Origin of the sequence: Streptomyces sp. NPDC058231, from assembly GCF_042882275.1 — a bacterium.
Lineage (GTDB): Bacteria > Actinomycetota > Actinomycetes > Streptomycetales > Streptomycetaceae > Streptomyces.
On sequence record NZ_JBHVWN010000112.1, the window covers coordinates 1 to 16,335 of the forward strand.

Here is a 16,335-nt window from a genome sequence, read left to right on the forward strand (position 1 = left end):
CACCTACATATACACTCCGACTCTCGTCGCCAGCTTATTTTTTGTATAAGACACTGGAGTTGTTTATAAGACACTGCACACCGCGGGCCCGGCACCCGCACGCGTGGGCCGGGCCCGCTGTTCTCAGGCACGCAAGGAGGCGTACAGGGGGTCGTGCGTCGTGCGGTCCTACAGGTACGGTCCCGACCGGACCGCCCCGTGCGGGTCCCCGTCGTCGTCCTCATGGCCGCTGCCGGGGGGCAGCGCGCGACGCATCTGCTCCAACTGTGCGCGGGCCGCCATCTGCTGGGCGAACAGCGCCGTCTGGATGCCGTGGAAGAGACCCTCCAGCCAACCGACCAACTGCGCCTGCGCAATCCGCAGTTCCGCCTCGGACGGGACCGATTCCTCGGTGAACGGCAGGGAGAGCCGCTCCAGCTCCTCCACCAGTTCCGGTGCGAGTCCGTCCTCCAGCTCCTTCACGGAGCTTGCGTGGATCTCCTTGAGCCGCACCCGGCTCGCCTCGTCGAGAGGAGCTGCCCGGACCTCTTCCAGGAGCTGCTTGATCATGCTGCCGATGCGCATGACCTTTGCGGGCTGTTCGACCATTTCTGTCACTGGGACCTCGCGCGATTCGTCGTCAGTGCCACCGCCGCCGATCGCCATCCCGTCCTGTCCCACCACGAGGACTTGGGGGTGCTCCTGCGACCGTTCATTCCTCGGCATCTCCATGCCGTCATTGTCTCGCACACATGCTGTTCAACAGTGTGGTGCCCCCGAATACGGTTGATCCACCGTTTTCGGGGGCACCGGAACCACCCGATCAGCGCGGTCGGTCCGTCATCCGGCGCGCCGCGCCAGAGCCTGCCGTGAGCGGGTGAACGCCGCCGCGAGCAGTCCGGCCAGCAGCGGGACGGCCACGGCCAGCAGCCCGATGGTCGCCCAGGGCAGCACGATCGGCGTGTAGGCGGACTCCACCGGATTCACCTTCATGTTCTGTACCGCCTGGCGCAGATCGACGAGCCGGAGCGCCACCGCGGGCACCAGGCCGGCCGCTGTGCCGAGCAGGACACCGGTGAGCGCCACGACCAGGCACTGGAAACCGGAGAGCGTGCGTCGTACCGCAGGCGGCGCGCCGACCGCGCTGAGCGTGGTGAGGTCCGCCTCGGCGTCGGCCTTGGCCAGTCCGGTCGTGATCGCGGCGGCTCCGAGGGTCACCACTCCGGCGAACAGCGAGAGGATCAGCAGGATCGTGTCGTCGCGATTGCCCGGGCCGCTCTCGGACTGGAGATAGAGCCCGCCTCCGGCCAGTTCGATGGCGGCCGAGACCCGCTGGTCCTCGGCGTCCGTCGGCGCGTGGGCGACCCTGAACACACTGCCGTTCACCTCGGTGTGCAGACCGAGCCGTTCCGCGGCCCTCAGCGGGAGGATCATGCGGACGCCGGGCGTGGTCGCGTACCGCTGGGGTGCCTGGTACACCTTCAGCCGGTCGGTACGGGTCACGGCCTTGCCCGGGTGCAGCTTCCGGTTCTCCTTGTCCTGGTCGCTGTACCGGTGGACGGCCTTGAGGGCGACCTCGCCGTTCCTCGCGTACGCCGGGTTGAGCAGGACGGGAGTTCCGGCCGCCAGGGCCGAGGCGGCCGCGGGGTCCCGGAGCTTCACATACGTGGAGAGGAACGCGGCGTCGCCCACGACGATGCCACCCGTCTCGCCGTCGAACGAGCTCGAGTACTGGGTCTCGTCCAGGCAGGCGGGCGACCGCATCAGCTTCTTGTGTTCGTCGGCGGAGAGGCTCGCCGCGAGCTCCTTGGCGCCCTTGCCCGTGAGCGGGCAGGAGTGGCCCTTGCCGGTGGGTTTGATCAGCTCGACCGAGCCGCAGTCGTTCTCGCTCTCGTAGTAGACGGAACAGTCGCTGCCCGCCCAGACCCGCCCGACATCGGCGTGGCCGCCGGCGGTGGCCAGGTTCCGTTCGACGGCTGCGCGGGCCAGCGGGAGCCGCTCGACCGCTCTGCTGTCGGAGGCGAAGAGGGCGACGGTGCCGGGGGCGATCACCGGCGTGTACTCGTAGTCCGCCTCGGCCAGGCTGCTGGACATGTAGGTGGCGATGGCCACGGACCCGGCGACGGCCGCCATCACGGCCGCGACCGCCGGGGCCGTACGCCCCCGGTTGCGGGCCGCGTCGCGCAGCGCCATCCGTGGCGGGAGCGGAAGCCTGCGGCCCAGCCGGCCGAGGAGGCCGACGATCACCGGGATGCAGCAGAGGAGCCCGAGTTCGGCGACGACCGAGCCGCCCGCGACCGGTGTCGAGTCGCCGGTTGTGCCGCCGTAGACGGCGATCGCGATGCCGGCCAGCAGGGCCACGGAACCCAGTACCGGCAGCGCCCTGGAACTGCGACGGATGCCGCGGCGGCCGCTCAGCGACTCCAGTACGGACTGCCGGCTCGCCACGATCGCGGGCGCGAGAGCCGCCAGTAGCCCGGTGACCAGGCCGATCGCGGCGATGATCAGCAGTTCGGACGGATGGACGGAGAGCGAACCGAAGCGGTGTCCGGCCCAGCCCTCGATCACCGGCCGGAACACCATGGTGAGCAGCAGGCCGGCGCCGACACCGACGACGGCGCCGACACCGCCCAGCACCAGACCGCCGGAGAGCACCACGGCCCGGACATGACGCCGGTCCCCACCGCAGGTGCCGACGAGCCCGAGCTGGCGGCGGGAGCGGCGGGCCCCGACCGCGAAGGCCGGACCGGCGAGCAGCACGATCTCCAGTGCGGCCATCGCGACCACGGTGATCAGGGCCACGCTCAGCTCTTCGGAGCCGCCGTACGAGCTGCCGCTCATGCTCCGGGCCATCGGGACCTCGGAGTCCGGCGGGGGGTCGAGAACGACCTTTCGGGAGACGACGAGCACCCCCCGTTCATTGGCGGCGAGAACGTCGGCCCAGCTCACACCCGCCCCGTGGGCACCCTTGACCAGCCACTCCTTGACGCCCGCGTTCGGCGGCAGCACCTTCTTGTCGTGCGCGGCCGCTGCCCGCCACGGAGCGATGACCGCACCCGGTTCGGCGTACAGCGCGGCGGACTTGAGATCGTCGGGCTGCTCGACCACACCGGTGACGGTGTACGTACGCTCGGCGCCGCGCAGGGTGGTGCGCGAACCGATGCGCAGCCCGGACTTCTTCAGGAACGGCTCGGTGGCGGCCAACTGGCCGTCGCCGCGCGGGAATGCGCCCCGGACGAGGTCGACCCTGCCGCGGACCATCGGGTCGGCGGTCCGCACCTCGACGATGTCGGTGGTGGTCATCCCGTACCGGGTGGTGACTGTCGCCGGGACGGACTGGATGCTGGTCGCCTGCGCGCCCTCGGGGAGCGCGGCTCCGATGTCGGTCCGCCGCGCGTCGGGGTCGCTGCCCGGCTCGGGTCCCTTCTCCGACACCAGGCTGTACGACTTCGCGTCGGGCATCTGCTGGATCGCGCCCGCCCCCATGCCGGGATCGCTGAACAGCGCGTCCGCCGCGCCCATCTCGGTGGAGAGCTCCTCCGCCAGGGTCGGGGTCACACTGCGGTACGTCACATCGGCGGCCGTCACCCCGAGTACCGGCAACGCGATCATCGCGACGACCAGGGCGCTGCGGCCCTTGGCCCGCATCGCGTCCCGCCGGGCGATCCTGAGGGCGGCACGCCAGCCCGTGAACACGCTCACTTGGCGCCCTCGGCGGCCAGCAGCGATTCGGCACCGGCGCTGAGCGTCTGGTCGACGATCGAGCCGTCCCGGAGGAACACCACCCGGTCCGCCCAGGCGGCGTACCGGGGTTCGTGCGTCACCATCACCCCGGCGGCGCCCTGGTCGCAGCGGTTGCGCAGCAACGCGAGTACGGCCTCACCGGTCTCCGAGTCGAGCGCCCCGGTCGGCTCGTCGGCGAGCACCAGGCGCCGGTCACCCACCAGCGCGCGGGCGATCGCGACCCGCTGCTGCTGGCCGCCGGACATCTCGTCCGGGAACCGGTCGGCGATCTGCGACAGGTTCATCTCCTCCAGCGCGGCCCGTGCCTCCTTGCGCGCCTTGCGCACGGAGACCCCGTCGAGTTCGCGAGGCAGCGCGATGTTCTCGGCGGCGGTCAGTGCCGGGATCAGGTTGTAGTCCTGGAAGACATAGCCCACGCTGCGCCGGCGCAGGGCGGCGACGCCCTTGCGGCCGAGGGTGGAGATGTCCTGACCCTCGATGACGACCTGGCCGCTGCTCGCGGTGTCGAGACCGCCGGCCAGGGTCAGCAGGGTGGATTTGCCCGAGCCCGACGGGCCCATCACGGCGACGAGTTCGCCGGTGTGCACGGAGAGGTTGATGCCGCGCAGGGCGTGCACCTCCGCGATGCCGGTGCCGTGCGTGCGCGTGAGGTCGCGGAGCTCCAGCACGGGTGCGTCGACCGGCAGGGATGTGGACGGGACGTACGAAGACATGATGGGTGGTTCCCCCCCCTTGGGATCGGTTCCGAGGTCTGCGCCATGAGCCGTGGGGATCGGTTCCGAGGTCCGTGCCGCGAACCGTCGGATCCGGTTCCGCGGTCAGGGCCGGTTGCGTGAGCGGGCAGGGGCGCGTGCCGGGGCACGGTTGCCCGTACGGGCCTCGGGCTCCGGTTCCGTGGCGGCGGCCTCGGCGAGGCGGACCAGCCGTGATTCGCAGTGGTCCAGCCAGCGGGCCTCGGCCTCCGCCTGGAAGATCAGCTGCTCCAGCACGAGCAGCCAGGCCACCTCGTCACGGTTGGCCGGGGCATCGACGAGGGCCTGCGCCTTCAGCCGGGTGTAGTCCTGCATCGCCTTCACGGTGTGGTGGCGCTGCGACTGGATGACGCCCCGGATGTCCACGCCGGGCGCGCCGACGGCCATGGCGAGCTTGATCGCCAGCTCGTCACGCGGCGGGCTGCTGCGATCGACGGGCGTCTCGAACCAGCTGCGCAGCTCGGTGCGTCCGTCGTCGGTGATCGAGTAGAGAGCGTGTCCCTGGTCGTCCTCACCGTTCTGGACGACCAGTCCGTCGCGTTCCAGCCGGCTCAGCGTGGTGTACACCTGGCCGACGTTCAGGGGCCAGGTGGAGCCGGTGCGTGACTCGAATTCGGTGCGGAGCTGGGAGCCGTAACGCGGCCCGCGCTCCAGGAGGGCGAGAAGCCCATGACGGATCGACATACTCAGTATGTATACCGAGTATGCACCCCGTCGCAAGCCCCTTCCGGAGGGCGGGGCCCGTCAGCCCGTGCGGCGCATCCGGAGTCCGAGGAAGCCGAGACCCAGTCCGATCAGGGCAATCCCCGCGCCCAGCGACACCATCTGCACCTGCCGCGCGGCGGGGGTGTCGAGTGCCTGCGGCGCGGACCGGCCCTCCGGCGGAGAGCCGCTCGGCCTGGGGGTCGCCGCGGGTGTCACGGTGTCCGGCATGACGGGCTGCATCTGGGGCCGGTCGAACGAGGTGTCGGGATGTGAGAGTTCCCACGGGGTGAGCGGACGTCCCGGCCGCAGGCGCCCCTCTCCGGCCTCACGCCCGGCGAGCGGGGGCTGTACCTCCGGCCGGGCTGCCTGTGCGGCGGGCGGAGTGGCGGAGTTCCTGGGGGAGCGGGACGCGGCCGACGGGGACGGTGAGGCCGGCGCGCCGCCCGGAGGAGTGGACGACGACGGGGGCGGCGAGGCCGAGGGGGGCGACGGGAGCGCCGGCGAGGGCCGCGAGGAGGGAGTCGTCGACGGATCGGCCGAAGGGGTGACTGACGGGTCGTTCGGCGGGGTGGCGGGCGCGCCCTCCGCGGGGGTGGCGGGTGCGTCGTCCGCGGGGATGCCGTGCGCGTCCTGCGTGTGAGGGGCGGACAGGCCGGGAGCGGGGGAGGCGGGCGCCTCGTCCGGGGAGCCGGCTGTCCCGAATATCTCGTCCATCCCGGGTATCTCGTCCATTCCGGGTATCTCGGCTGTCCCGGGTATCTCGGGGTGGGCGGGGGCGGACGCGGTGGAGGGGGTGGCGGGGTCCGGAGCCGAAGTGCGCCCGGAGGCCGACGGGGTGGCCGCTGAGGGCCGCCCGGATGCCGAGGCGCGGCCTGCCGTCGTGGGGCCGCCGGGTGTCCGGGTCAGCCCCGGTGCGCCACTGGGTGTGCGCTGGTCGGCGTGTGTCTGTCCCGGTGCCGGTCCCAATGCCGCCCCCGCCGCTATCACCAGACAGGCCGCACACCTCGACGACCATGTGGAGAGGAGTCCTGAAGCCATGAGGTCAGAGTCACATGTGCTGATATAGCCGGCATCCCGGGCAATCGGCCGGCATCCCGGATGGCCGCCCGCCCGCCGCCCCCGAACTCCTGGGGGCACAGCGGCCCGGCACACCTCATGCGTGCCGGGCCGTCACTTCCGTCCGTCCGTACTCAGGTCAGCACGTGGCTGCGGCCCCTCGACGCCCCTGCCTGCTCCCCCGCCTGGTCAGGCCGGGTCGCCGGTCGAGACGCGCAGCTCGAAGTGGGCGCCCTTCGGGGACATCGCGGTACCGGCGGACGGGAACTGCTCCAGGACCTGGTCCTCGGCGTAGGCGTTGCCCGGGACCTTGATCTTCTTGACCGTCCAGCCCGCCGCCGTGGCGCAGTCCTTGGCCGAGAGGAAGTCCTTGTACGTGAAGTCCGGTGCCTCGATCTTGCTCGGATCGTCGCTGTCCTCGTTGGGGTCGGTGCACTCGTCCGTCTTCATCGTCCGGTTCCGCTCCGGATCCTTGTGCTCGCCCGCCGCCGTCGAGCTGGTCGGACCGCCGTCCTTGCCGGTGTTCGAGTTCTGGTCGTCCTGCATCGACAGCACCGTGATCAGACCGCCGATCGCGATCAGCGCGACCACGATCGAGCCGACGATCACCGGCATGTTCCGCCTGCTGCCCCCGCCGGTGCCACCGTGTCCGCCGCCCGTCGTCTGCGGCTGGACCGGGTACGGCGCCGGCGCCGGTGCCGGGGTCCGGTACGCCGGGCTCGACTGCGGGTAGCCGTAGCTCGGCGTCGGAGTGGGCGCCGGTGCCGGGGTCTGCGGCCCGTACGGGCCGGGCTGCTGCTGGTACTGCTGGTACTGCTGCGGCTGGTACGGCATCTGCACGCCGCCGCCCTGCGGCGCCTGCGCGGACTGATCGACCGGCGGGAAGACCGCCGAGCCGACGCCCGAGCCGCTGTTCGCCGGTCCGCCCGCGCCGCCGATGATCACCGGGGCGCCCGTCTGGCCGGCCGCGTTCAGCACCCGGGCGATCTCGTCCTGCATCGCCGCCGCGCTGGGGAAGCGCTCGTTCGGGTTCTTCTTCAGGGCCCGGGCGACCAGCGCGTCCATCGCCGGGGTGATCGCCCGGTTGATGGACGACGGCGCGACCGGCTCCTCCTGGACGTGCGCGTACGCGATGGCGAGCGGCGAGTCCGCGTCGAACGGGATCCGTCCGGTGAGCAGCTGGAACAGCATGATGCCGACCGAGTAGAGGTCGGAGCGGGCGTCCACGCCGCGCCCCAGGGCCTGTTCGGGGGAGAGGTACTGGGGTGTGCCGACGACCATCCCGGTCTGCGTCATCGACGTGACGCCCGACTGCATGGCACGGGCGATGCCGAAGTCCATGACCTTCACGACGCCGCGCTTGGTCACCATCACGTTGCCCGGCTTGATGTCGCGGTGGACCAGGCCCATCTCGTGGCTGGTGTCCAGCGCGGCCAGCACGTCGGCGGTCACCTTGAGCGCCTTGTCGGCAGGCATCGCACCGTGGCTGCGGATGTCGGCCTGGAGCACGGATCCGAGCGGCTGGCCCTCCACGTACTCCATGACGATGTACGGCATCAGCGCGCCGCCGAGTTCGTCCTCACCGGTGTCGAAGACCGACACGATGTTGGTGTGCTGCAGCTTGGCCACAGCCTGCGCCTCGCGCCGGAACCGTTCGCGGAAGGACTGCTCGCGTCCCAGCTCCGTGTGCAGGGTCTTGATCGCCACCTGACGGTCGAGCGCGGAGTCGTAGGCCAGGTATACGGACGCCATCCCGCCTTCGCCGAGCAGGTCGCGAAGCTGGTAGCGGCCACCGGCGACCGAACCGCCCGCGTAGCGACCCTGGGCACCGTGTGCGCCGTCCTGGCTCATGACTTGCTTCCCCCTAGGCGCGCCGCCCGCGCGAAGATCCCTATTACGCGCCAAGTCTGCCCGAGGGGTACGACACGTCAAGCCAGGTGCCCGTTCCGTGACCCTAAGCACAGGAAGCGTCTCGGAAGCGTTACAGGAAAAGCATGAAATTTGCGCGAGCGGCCGGGCAGCCGGTTGGATGACCGGTCCCTCTCGAAAACCGGGTGTCCGGCTGAGCCTGTAGCGTGACGTGGCGATGCAGCAAGGCATGCAAGACACCGTGAGAACCCGCGGACGCGCGGACAGATACGACGGCGAGGACTGATGGCAGCCGAATCCGATGCAAACGGCGGCGGAGTTTCGGATGCGGCCGACTCCTGGGGCATCGGAGGTGTGGTCGGCGACGGGCGCTACCGGATGACGCACCGGCTGGGCCGGGGCGGCATGGCCGAGGTCTTCGCCGCGGAGGACGTCCGGCTCGGGCGTACCGTCGCGGTCAAGCTGCTCCGTTCCGATCTCGCCGAGGACCCGGTCTCCAAGGCCCGGTTCACGCGTGAGGCGCAGTCGGTCGCGGGCCTCAACCACCATGCGATCGTCGCCGTGTACGACTCCGGCGAGGACGTCGTGGGCGGCCAGACCGTCCCCTACATCGTGATGGAGCTGGTCGAGGGCCGCACCATCCGTGATCTGCTCCTCAACGCCGAGGCCCCGCCGCCCGAGCAGGCGTTGATCATCGTGTCGGGCGTGCTGGAAGCCCTCGCGTACTCGCACCAGCACGGCATCGTGCACCGTGACATCAAGCCCGCCAACGTGATCATCACGCACTCCGGCGCGGTCAAGGTGATGGACTTCGGCATCGCCCGTGCGCTGCACGGCGCGCAGTCGACGATGACCCAGACCGGCATGGTCATGGGCACGCCGCAGTACCTCTCCCCCGAGCAGGCACTGGGCAAGGCCGTCGACCACCGCTCCGATCTGTACGCCACCGGCTGTCTGCTGTACGAACTCCTCGCGCTGCGGCCCCCGTTCACCGGTGAGACGCCGCTCTCCGTGGTGTACCAGCACGTTCAGGACATGCCGGTGCCGCCGTCCGAGATCCTGCCCGCGGTACCGCCTGAGCTGGACGGGCTCGTCATGCGTTCGCTCGCGAAGGAGCCGGACGACCGGTTCCAGAGCGCCGAGGAGATGCGCGGACTGGTCCAGTACGGACTGCAGATGCTCCAGGTGCAGGGCGGTCACACGGGTACGTGGAACACCGGCCCGGTCGCCATGCACGAGGGCGTCAACACCCCTGCCATGGGTATGGCCGGCTCCACGATGGCGATGGGCCACCCGCAGCACGGGGACACCTCGCAGGGTCCGATCCTGCCGCCGATGAACCCGGACGACGGCGGATACGACGGCGGGCACCACAACGGCGGCGGCCGCGGCAAGCTCTGGCTGTTCGTCGTTCTCGCACTGATCGCGATCGGGGCCGGCGTCGCCATCGCGCTGAACGCCGCCAACGACAACGGCACCAGACACCGCGAGCCCCCGGCCACCAGCTCCACCACCCCTGCCCCGACGGAGAGTTCGGAGCCTCCGACCGACGAGTCGACGGATGTGGTCCCGCCGCAGGACGACTTCTCCGACAGTCAGCAGGAGACGAACGAGCCGTCGTCCGACGCGCCGTCGGTCACTCCGAGCGAGACGCCGTCCGACACGGCCACTCCGCCGGCCACGGGCGGCACCGACGGCGGGACGGCCACGGACGGCGGCACGGCCACGGACGGCGGCACGGCCACCGACGGAGGCACGGCGACCGACGGCGGCACGGGTACCGACGGCGGGACCACCACCGACGGCGGGACCACCACCGACGGCGGGACGACGGCCGACGGCGGGACGGCCGCCGGTGCCGGCAACGGCGCTGCCGGGGCGGCGGGGGGCACCACCCCCTGACGTCCCCCGGGGGGCCTCACTCCGTGAAGGCCTCGCGCACCGCCTCGTACTCCCGCGTCCACCACACCGCCAGGGCCGACACCGCAGGAAACTGCGGGTCGGCCCTTCGGTCGTGCAGGCGGTACCGCCAGCGCAGTATCCAGAAGTCGTTGAGCCGCTCCCACCACACCCGGTGCACCGCGGCGGCGAGTTCGGCGGTGCCGGCTCCGGTCGTCCGCCGGTAGGCCCGGGCGTACGCCCGCACCTTCTCCAACTCCAGCTTCCCGGCAGGCTGTACGAAGAAGATCGCCGCCGCCCGTACGGCCTCCTCGGCGCGCGGCTGCACCCCCAGCCGGTCCCAGTCGATGATCGCCACCGGGTCCGTGCCCCGGTAGAGCACGTTCAACGGGTGGAAGTCGCCGTGCACCCAGCCGGTCGCCGGGACGTCCGGCGCGGGTGGCCTGCGGTCGGCGTACCGCTCCAGCAGGGAGCGCCGCTCGACGAGGCGGTGCTCGGCCAGTTCGTCGAAGGAGTCCCGGGGGCGGCAGCCGCGCGCCGCTGCCAGCAGGTCGTCGATCAGCGCGAACGTGTCGACGGCGTGCGGGCTGGCATGCCCGCGCCCCTGGGGCGCCCCGGCCTCCATCACCCCCGCCTCCATCACCTGCGCGAGCCCGGTGTGCACGGTTCCCAGGAGCGCCCCGAGCCGCTCCGACTGGGCCGTGCTCAGCTGCGCGCCGACCCGGTGCAGCCCGTCCACCCAGGGATGCAGGGCGTAGTGGCGGCCGCCGATCTCCGTGACCGTGTCACCGTCCGTGTCCTCGACGGGCGGCGCGACGGGAACCCCGAGCGACTGCAGCCGCTGGGTGGCACGGTGCTGGCGGACGATCGTCGCGCGGTCGCCGGTCGAGTCGTCGATGTGGTGCTTGAGGAAGTACGAGCCGCGGGTGGTCGACACGCGGTAGCCGTGGTTGAGGAGGCCCTTGGTGATCGGCTTGCAGCTGAGGGGTTCACCGGCGTCCGGATAGCGGCGCAGCACCTCGCCGACCGGAGGAACAGGCGGAAGGGTTACAGATGAGCGCGGCACTCACCAGATGGTAGATCACGCTGTGTGGCGGAACGGTTGACTTGCGTCGAAGCCCAGAGTGTGCAACGTGACGAAGTGCGGGTCGAGCCGGAGGTAGACCGGGGCGAAGGGTTCGCCGTTGATCTCCGACGGCGCCGCGCCGAAGCGCTCGCGCTCTTCCGCGGTCGGTCGCACGATCTCGGCGGGACCGGTGAAGTGGACCGACCAGAGGGCGCCACCGCCGGCTCCGCGGGCCGCCGGATTGAGGTTGTCCGCTCCGTAGGCGACCACGGCGCCGTCGCACGATTCGTGGTTCCCGGACGCGCCGTGCATGCGCAGCACGATGCGCCCGTCGATGACGGTGTGGCGCGCCACCGCCAGGAACGGCAGGGCGCGGCGGGTCGTCGCCAGCCGCCCGTACGGCACGGTGCCCAGCAGTTCGATCGCCTGCTGTTCCTCGGAGGACATGCCGTCCACTCTCCGGCACCGCGGGCGGGCGCAGAAAGAGTCCGCAGCCCTAGGTGGTCCGGGACCAAAGTCCCCGGCGCCGGCCGGTGCCACGGTCCGTGCCGACCGTGACGGCGGCGGGACCCGGCCCTGTCCCGTACCGGTCAGCGCTGCTCGGCCTGGATCCGCGCCACGTAGGCGGCGGCCTGCGAGCGGCGCTCCATGCCCAGTTTGGAGAGCAGGCTGGAGACATAGTTCTTGATCGTCTTCTCGGCGAGGTGGAGCCGCTCGCCGATCACCCGGTTCGTCAGCCCCTCGCCGATCAGGTCGAGGATCCTGCGTTCCTGGTCGGTGAGGCTCGCGAGTCTGTCGTCGCCCCGGGTCTGCTTGCCCTCGCGCAGCCGCTCCAGGACCCGGGCGGTCGCGCCAGGGTCCAGCAGCGATCTCCCGGCCGCCACGTCCCGTACCGCGGCCAGCAGCTCGTTGCCCCGGATCGCCTTGAGCACGTATCCCGACGCGCCCGCCATGATCGCGTCGAAAAGTGCCTCGTCGTCGGCGTACGACGTCAGCATCAGGCAGTTGATGCTGTCGTCCAGGGACCGGATCTCCCGGCAGACCTCCACCCCGCTGCCGTCCGGCAGCCGTACGTCGAGCATCGCCACGTCGGGCCGGGTGGCGGGGATGCGCGCCAGTGCGTCGGCCGCCGTGCCGGCCTCACCGACGACCTCGATGTCGTCCTCGGCCGAGAGCAATTCATGGACTCCGCGCCGGACGACCTCATGGTCGTCCAACAGAAATACGGTGATTTTTCCTTCTTTGCGCACAATCGCAGTCTCACACACTCCCCTCTTCCCTGCTGCTGATCTGCGGGATAACGTGCCGTTGTTCCGGCAGCCTGCAAGGCTGTTACCAGTGCTGTGACCAGCGAGAGTTCCCGAAAATCTCGATTTACTTGGAAATCCAAGCAAAATCGCAGGTCAAGTAGGGTTTCGCAGTTGTGCGACGCACTGGGTAACGTGCCTTTGACAGGGCGCTCGCCGGGGCACCTGTCACGCCTGTTCCCGGACCGAGCGGCACCCACCCCGTGCACGGGTACGGACACAGGCGAGCCGCACTGGTCTCCCGGCAGACCCCGGGGGCCGGACCGACGGAGGAGCACGCACGTGACCGTGGAGAGCACTGCCGCGCGCAAACCGCGACGCAGCAGCAAGCGGACCAGCGCCGCGAAGACGCCACAGAGTTCCGAGCCCGAGCTCGTACAGCTGCTGACGCCTGAGGGCGAGCGGGTGGAGCACCCGGACTACGGCATCGACCTGACCGCGGACGAGCTGCGCGGTCTGTACCGGGACATGGTCCTGACCCGCCGCTTCGACGCGGAGGCCACCGCGCTGCAGCGTCAGGGTGAGCTGGGTCTGTGGGCCTCGCTGCTCGGCCAGGAGGCCGCCCAGATCGGTTCCGGCCGGGCGCTGCGCGACGACGACTACGTCTTCCCGACCTACCGTGAGCACGGTGTCGCCTGGTGCCGGGGGGTCGACCCGACCAACCTGCTCGGGATGTTCCGCGGCGTGAACCACGGCGGCTGGGACCCGAACACCAACAACTTCCACCTGTACACGATCGTCATCGGCTCGCAGACCCTGCACGCCACCGGCTACGCCATGGGCGTAGCCAAGGACGGCGCGGACTCCGCCGTGATCGCGTACTTCGGTGACGGCGCCTCCAGCCAGGGCGACGTCGCCGAGTCGTTCACCTTCTCCGCGGTCTACAACGCCCCGGTCGTCTTCTTCTGCCAGAACAACCAGTGGGCTATCTCCGAGCCGACCGAGAAGCAGACCCGTGTGCCGCTCTACCAGCGCGCACAGGGCTTCGGCTTCCCCGGCGTCCGGGTCGACGGCAACGACGTCCTCGCCTGCCTGGCGGTCACCAAGTCGGCGCTGGAGCGGGCCCGCCGGGGCGAGGGACCCACCCTCGTCGAGGCGTTCACGTACCGGATGGGCGCGCACACCACCTCCGACGACCCGACGAAGTACCGGGCTGACGAGGAGCGGGCCTCCTGGGAGGCCAAGGACCCGATCCTGCGGCTCCGTACCTACCTGGAGAAGCAGCTCCTCGCGGACGAGGCGTTCTTCACCGCGCTCGACGAGGAGAGCGAGACCCTCGGCAAGCGGGTCCGTGAAGCGGTGCGGGCCATGCCCGACCCGGACCGGATGGCGATCTTCGACCACGCCTACGCCGACGGGAGCCCCCTGGTCGACGAGGAGCGCGCCCAGTTCGCCGCCTACCAGGCATCGTTCGCCGAGGAGGGGAACTAGTCATGGCCATGGAAAAGATGTCCATTGCGAAGGCGCTCAACGAGTCGCTGCGCAAGGCCCTCGACACCGACCCCAAGGTCCTCATCATGGGTGAGGACGTCGGCAAGCTGGGCGGGGTCTTCCGGATCACCGACGGGCTCCAGAAGGACTTCGGCGAGGACCGGGTCATCGACACCCCGCTCGCCGAGTCCGGCATCGTCGGCACCGCGATCGGTCTGGCCCTGCGCGGCTACCGGCCGATCGTGGAGATCCAGTTCGACGGCTTCGTCTTCCCCGCGTACGACCAGATCGTCACGCAGCTCGCCAAGATGCACGCCCGTGCGCTCGGCAAGATCAAGCTGCCTGTCGTCGTCCGGATCCCGTACGGCGGCGGCATCGGCGCCGTCGAGCACCACAGCGAGTCGCCCGAGGCCCTGTTCGCGCACGTCGCGGGGTTGAAGGTGGTCTCGCCCTCCAACGCGTCGGACGCCTACTGGATGATGCAGCAGGCTGTCCAGAGCGACGACCCGATCATCTTCTTCGAGCCCAAGCGCCGCTACTGGGACAAGGGCGAGGTCGAGACCGACCTCATCCCCGGCCCGCTGCACAAGGCCGCGACGGTGCGGGAGGGCTCCGACCTCACCCTCGTCGCGTACGGCCCCATGGTGAAGGTCTGCCTGGAAGCCGCCGCGGCCGCCCAGGAGGAGGGCAAGTCGATCGAGGTCCTGGACCTGCGGTCGATGTCGCCCATCGACTTCGACGCCATCCAGACGTCGGTGGAGAAGACCGGCCGGCTGGTCGTGGTCCACGAGGCGCCGGTGTTCTACGGCTCCGGTGCCGAGATCGCCGCCCGCATCACCGAGCGCTGCTTCTACCACCTGGAGGCACCGGTGCTCAGGGTCGGCGGCTACCACGTCCCGTATCCGCCGGCGCGGCTGGAGGACGAGTACCTGCCCGGCCTGGACCGGGTGCTCGACGCCGTCGACCGCGCGCTGGCGTACTGAGGAGAGGGGTCGTGACGACGATGACCGAAGCGTCTGTTCGCTTCCGTGAGTTCAAGATGCCCGATGTGGGCGAGGGACTGACCGAGGCCGAAATCCTCAAGTGGTACGTCCAGCCGGGCGACACCGTCACCGACGGCCAGGTCGTGTGCGAGGTCGAGACCGCGAAGGCGGCCGTCGAGCTGCCGATCCCGTTCGACGGGGTGGTGCACGAACTGCGCTTCGCCGAGGGCACCACCGTCGACGTCGGGCAGGTGATCATCGCGGTGGACGTGGCGCCGGGCAGCGGTGACGCGGCCGCGGAGCAGGAGGTTCCGGCTCCGGCCGCGGCCGAACCGGAACCCGCCGCCGAGCCGGAGGCACCCAAGGGCCGCCAGCCCGTCCTGGTGGGCTACGGCGTGGCCGAGTCCTCCACCAAGCGGCGCGCCCGCAAGGGCGGCGAGCGGCCGGCGGCCGCGGCCGCCGCGGTCCAGGGTGAGCTGAACGGGCACGGGGCGGTCGTCCCGGAGACCCGCCCGCTCGCCAAGCCGCCGGTCCGCAAGCTGGCGAAGGACCTGGGGATCGACCTGGCGACGGTGGTACCGACCGGCGCGGGCGGGATCATCACCCGCGAGGACGTGCACGCGGCCGCCGCGCCCGTCCCGGCACAGGCGACCGCCCCGGCCGTGCCGGTCGCGGTACCGGAGCCGGAGGCAGTCGCCGCTCCCGCCCCGGTGGCGGGCGCCCGGGAGACCCGTATCCCGGTCAAGGGCGTACGGAAGGCGATCGCGCAGGCGATGGTCGGCAGTGCGTTCACCGCGCCGCATGTCACCGAGTTCGTGACGGTCGACGTCACGCGCACGATGAAGCTCGTGGCGGAGCTCAAGGAAGACAAGGACATGGCGGGGGTCCGGGTCAACCCGCTCCTGATCATCGCCAAGGCGCTGCTGGTCGCGATCAAGCGGAATCCTGAGGTCAACGCCGCCTGGGACGAGGCCAACCAGGAGATCGTGCAGAAGCACTACGTGAACCTGGGCATCGCCGCCGCCACTCCGCGCGGTCTGATCGTGCCGAACATCAAGGACGCGCACGACAAGACGCTGCCGCAGCTCGCCGCCGCACTGGGCGAGCTGGTCACCACGGCGCGCGACGGCAGGACGTCCCCCGCCGCCATGGCGGGCGGCACGGTGACGATCACCAATGTCGGCGTCTTCGGCGTCGACACGGGGACGCCGATCCTGAATCCGGGTGAGTCCGCGATCCTCGCGGTCGGAGCGATCAAGCTGCAGCCCTGGGTCCACAAGGGCAAGGTGAAGCCCCGTCAGGTCACCACTCTGGCTCTGTCGTTCGACCATCGCCTGGTCGACGGCGAGCTCGGTTCCAAGGTCCTGGCGGATGTCGCCGCGATCCTGGAACAGCCCAAGAGGCTGATCACCTGGGCCTGATGGCCCGGTGGGACACAGGCGGCGGGGGGGGCCGGCGGTGTTATGGAGCGGGGGGCCGCGGGGGGGGGGAGACCCCCGGGGGGGGGGGGGGGGGGGCGCCGGGCACACAGCGGGGCGCCCCGC

13 protein-coding genes are annotated in these 16,335 nt (G+C 70.8%); 4 read left to right on the forward strand and 9 right to left on the reverse strand.

The genetic code is table 11. From position 1 onward, the window contains the following. Positions 1-168 precede the first annotated feature (168 nt). The 6 genes from ACFVXE_RS37270 to ACFVXE_RS37295 all read right to left on the reverse strand — a co-directional run bounded on the left by ACFVXE_RS37270 (position 169) and on the right by ACFVXE_RS37295 (position 8,087). Complete coding sequence (locus tag ACFVXE_RS37270) at positions 169-711, reverse strand: bacterial proteasome activator family protein (RefSeq protein ID WP_389678057.1); 543 nt, start codon at positions 709-711, stop codon at positions 169-171. A 108-nt stretch (positions 712-819) separates the two neighbouring features. After that, positions 820-3,681, reverse strand: coding sequence for an FtsX-like permease family protein (locus tag ACFVXE_RS37275; RefSeq protein ID WP_389678058.1), 2,862 nt, complete (start codon positions 3,679-3,681; stop codon positions 820-822). After that, positions 3,678-4,436 (reverse strand): ABC transporter ATP-binding protein, encoded by a 759-nt coding sequence (locus ACFVXE_RS37280; protein WP_389678060.1) that lies wholly within the window; start codon positions 4,434-4,436, stop codon positions 3,678-3,680. Before ACFVXE_RS37280 ends, ACFVXE_RS37275 begins: the two co-directional genes overlap by 4 nt. A 105-nt stretch (positions 4,437-4,541) precedes the next feature. After that, positions 4,542-5,159: a PadR family transcriptional regulator gene (locus ACFVXE_RS37285; RefSeq protein ID WP_389678062.1), complete on the reverse strand. Its 618-nt coding sequence runs from the start codon at positions 5,157-5,159 to the stop codon at positions 4,542-4,544. A gap of 60 nt (positions 5,160-5,219) precedes the next feature. After that, entirely contained in the window at positions 5,220-5,912 is a 693-nt protein-coding gene (locus tag ACFVXE_RS37290; protein ID WP_389678064.1) for a hypothetical protein, read from the reverse strand. A gap of 513 nt (positions 5,913-6,425) precedes the next feature. Continuing rightward, positions 6,426-8,087: a protein kinase gene (locus ACFVXE_RS37295; protein ID WP_389678065.1), complete on the reverse strand. Its 1,662-nt coding sequence runs from the start codon at positions 8,085-8,087 to the stop codon at positions 6,426-6,428. A gap of 303 nt (positions 8,088-8,390) precedes the next feature. Here ACFVXE_RS37295 and ACFVXE_RS37300 point away from each other — a divergent pair, with 303 nt between their 5' ends. Then, complete coding sequence (locus tag ACFVXE_RS37300) at positions 8,391-10,007, forward strand: protein kinase (protein ID WP_389678067.1); 1,617 nt, start codon at positions 8,391-8,393, stop codon at positions 10,005-10,007. 16 nt (positions 10,008-10,023) lie between these two features. Here the strand turns inward: ACFVXE_RS37300 and ACFVXE_RS37305 are convergent, their stop codons facing one another. The 3 genes from ACFVXE_RS37305 to ACFVXE_RS37315 all read right to left on the reverse strand — a co-directional run bounded on the left by ACFVXE_RS37305 (position 10,024) and on the right by ACFVXE_RS37315 (position 12,320). Beyond that, the gene (locus ACFVXE_RS37305) at positions 10,024-11,022 is read right to left on the reverse strand and encodes a phosphotransferase (RefSeq protein WP_389678074.1); all 999 of its coding nucleotides are present in this window, start codon (positions 11,020-11,022) and stop codon (positions 10,024-10,026) included. A 63-nt stretch (positions 11,023-11,085) separates the two neighbouring features. Further along, positions 11,086-11,517 (reverse strand): pyridoxamine 5'-phosphate oxidase family protein, encoded by a 432-nt coding sequence (locus ACFVXE_RS37310; RefSeq protein WP_389678068.1) that lies wholly within the window; start codon positions 11,515-11,517, stop codon positions 11,086-11,088. Between the two features lie 143 nt (positions 11,518-11,660). Beyond that, positions 11,661-12,320, reverse strand: a complete 660-nt coding sequence (locus ACFVXE_RS37315) for a response regulator (protein ID WP_389678069.1) — start codon at positions 12,318-12,320, stop codon at positions 11,661-11,663. 339 nt (positions 12,321-12,659) lie between these two features. Between ACFVXE_RS37315 and pdhA the strand changes: the two genes are divergently transcribed. Genes pdhA through ACFVXE_RS37330 form a run of 3 tightly spaced genes read left to right on the forward strand, consistent with a single transcriptional unit; the run spans position 12,660 to position 16,212 of the window. After that, a complete protein-coding gene (pdhA, locus tag ACFVXE_RS37320; protein WP_389678070.1) occupies positions 12,660-13,808 on the forward strand; it encodes a pyruvate dehydrogenase (acetyl-transferring) E1 component subunit alpha in 1,149 nt (382 codons plus the stop codon). A 2-nt stretch (positions 13,809-13,810) separates the two neighbouring features. Further along, positions 13,811-14,791 carry an alpha-ketoacid dehydrogenase subunit beta gene (locus tag ACFVXE_RS37325; protein ID WP_389678071.1) on the forward strand — a complete coding sequence of 327 codons (981 nt, stop codon included), beginning with the start codon at positions 13,811-13,813 and terminating at the stop codon, positions 14,789-14,791. An 11-nt stretch (positions 14,792-14,802) separates the two neighbouring features. Then, on the forward strand, positions 14,803-16,212 hold the full coding sequence (locus ACFVXE_RS37330; protein WP_389678073.1) for a dihydrolipoamide acetyltransferase family protein: 1,410 nt from the start codon (positions 14,803-14,805) through the stop codon (positions 16,210-16,212). The last annotated feature ends 123 nt before the right edge of the window (positions 16,213-16,335 follow it).

Coding starts and splice junctions, on each gene's coding strand:
- ACFVXE_RS37325 (WP_389678071.1), top strand. CDS start 13,811: ATGGCCATGGAAAAGATGTCCATTGCGAAGGCGCTCAACGAGTCGCTG.
- ACFVXE_RS37300 (WP_389678067.1), top strand. CDS start 8,391: ATGGCAGCCGAATCCGATGCAAACGGCGGCGGAGTTTCGGATGCGGCC.
- ACFVXE_RS37310 (WP_389678068.1), bottom strand. CDS start 11,517: ATGTCCTCCGAGGAACAGCAGGCGATCGAACTGCTGGGCACCGTGCCG.
- ACFVXE_RS37280 (WP_389678060.1), bottom strand. CDS start 4,436: ATGTCTTCGTACGTCCCGTCCACATCCCTGCCGGTCGACGCACCCGTG.
- ACFVXE_RS37270 (WP_389678057.1), bottom strand. CDS start 711: ATGGAGATGCCGAGGAATGAACGGTCGCAGGAGCACCCCCAAGTCCTC.
- ACFVXE_RS37295 (WP_389678065.1), bottom strand. CDS start 8,087: ATGAGCCAGGACGGCGCACACGGTGCCCAGGGTCGCTACGCGGGCGGT.
- ACFVXE_RS37290 (WP_389678064.1), bottom strand. CDS start 5,912: ATGGACGAGATACCCGGGATGGACGAGATATTCGGGACAGCCGGCTCC.
- ACFVXE_RS37285 (WP_389678062.1), bottom strand. CDS start 5,159: ATGTCGATCCGTCATGGGCTTCTCGCCCTCCTGGAGCGCGGGCCGCGT.